This is a genomic window from Burkholderia sp. ABCPW 14 (assembly GCF_001523835.1).
Classification (GTDB): Bacteria; Pseudomonadota; Gammaproteobacteria; order Burkholderiales; family Burkholderiaceae; genus Burkholderia; species Burkholderia mayonis.
Genome location: NZ_LOVS01000195.1, coordinates 1 through 1,765 on the forward strand (window position 1 = coordinate 1; position 1,765 = coordinate 1,765).

Consider the following 1,765-nt stretch of genomic DNA (forward strand, 5'->3'; position numbering starts at 1 on the left):
TGAACGCCGCTGAGTGCGTCCTTCGGGTTCTCTTCGTCATTTCTTGGGTTCCTTTGCCTGCATTATCGCTGGCTCAGGCCCCAGCCGTTCCACTTATCCGGTTGTCCGAATTTGCGCGGCCACCTCTTAGATAGTAGGGGCGCCGCTCAGTGACGAGTGCTGAAGTGACTCGACGCGCTTCCGCCCGGTACCTGCCGAGCCGGGCAAAACGATTGGTGAGACCGGCATATTCGATGAGGCCATTATATGGGCGATGGCTCTGGTAATTCGGGAAACGCCACGCGTGGAACGCGTTAGCCATTCGATAGCGGATGTCGTGCCATGATCGAGTCTGGAGACTATATCCAGTTGGCTGCCCCGGAGGATTGGTTTCACGCTGCCCCCTATACCACTCCGGATCGAGAGGCAGCATAGAGCGGCCATTGACGCCAAATGGTTCCAGCGTAATCCAATCCGGCCGCACATAGCCTTCTTCGAATACATGCACCTTAACACCAAGCGACTGCGCAACGGCATGAGCAGGCCGATGAATCGCGCGGCAGTCGCCGAACATGAGCACGTCGCTAAAGTCCCCGGCGCCCAGCACATCGCCATACCAAAGCGCGAGGTCACTTTGCGGCCCAACGTAGTTCCACTTGGGCTCTTTGCCGGAATACGCCAAATCGCCACCACAAAAGTTGACGCGCCGAACAACGTGGCGGCGGTCAAGCAACGTAGTGCATAGCGCCTCAAAAAATGGCGATGCGGGCCCCTGCAACACTAGGAACGAGCGTCTCATCGAAAGAGCACGAAGATTAAGAAAGCTTCAGAGGGAGAACAATTGTTCCAGCAGCGGCGCTCCTAGACTTGAAGATGCCACCGGCGCTCGCGGACCACATGCCGCGGGCAGTATAAATCAACGACAGCCGGTCTAGCGTATGAAATTCACAACGCGAACTACCAGGTCCGCCTGAAGAAGCTTGCCGACCATATATTTTTCATGTGTATACTGGTCGCTTGAGATGTAGCTCTTTCCTCTCCGATGGACCGGCACGGAAAAGATTGCGGTAGCGCATAGGTGGGAGGTCTTGATTTGGCGTGTACCGGATTAGGCGACATCATCCGGCAGTTGTCAGTTTGTCACGCTGACACGCATTGCGGCTTCGGCTATCCCCTTCGCGATGAAACTGTCAGGAGATCGCTATGCCCCCAGAGCAGAAAGTTGTCCGCGCCGGGGTCGACATGTTCGAACTACCCAACCGACTCGGCAATGTCAGACAGCCCCACCCTCCGACGGTCTTTCCCTACGACGGCGCCTACCGCCCCCAGGATGCAGGGACGCGCCATACCGTCTTGAAAGCCTGTCACCCAACAGTTCGAGGTCGTCGCCGATCTGGTATTTGAACGACCCTACCTGTGGCTAGTATGCTGCTGCGCCCATCGTCTCGCCACGCCGCGGATCGCAAGGTAGCTGGAGATTAATGGAAGCCCCAAGCCCCCCCAAGACGGATGGCCTTCGTGGAACGGCGCTGGAGTGCCCCAAACAGTTGGATTCCTAGCTAAACTTGCAGCGTCTTCAGTTACAACCGGAAAGAGCTTTGGAAAATCAGATCTTCCTGAAGCGGTCCCGCGCAGGCTTCATCAAACTGCATGAACCGCCCCGGGAATCGTGGAGGCTGGTTGGTTTAAGTTAATGCGGTTTCAGCGGCAGCGGTTTTCAGTTGCCGATAGTAGTTTGCCTCAGCTTCAGCGGGCGGGATATAGCCGAGTGGTTCCATCAGTCGGT

The 1,765-nt window shown here is 56.8% G+C and carries 1 protein-coding gene; it reads right to left on the reverse strand.

Translation table 11 applies throughout. The annotated features are described in order from the left end of the window. Positions 1–73: 73 nt before the first annotated feature. Entirely contained in the window at positions 74–778 is a 705-nt protein-coding gene (locus WS62_RS35360) for a capsular polysaccharide export protein, LipB/KpsS family (RefSeq protein WP_082721382.1), read from the reverse strand. Positions 779–1,765 lie beyond the last annotated feature (987 nt).

What these genes read in the sequence shown, in the direction of transcription:
- WS62_RS35360 (WP_082721382.1), bottom strand. Translation starts at nt 778, where the DNA reads ATGAGACGCTCGTTCCTAGTGTTGCAGGGGCCCGCATCGCCATTTTTT.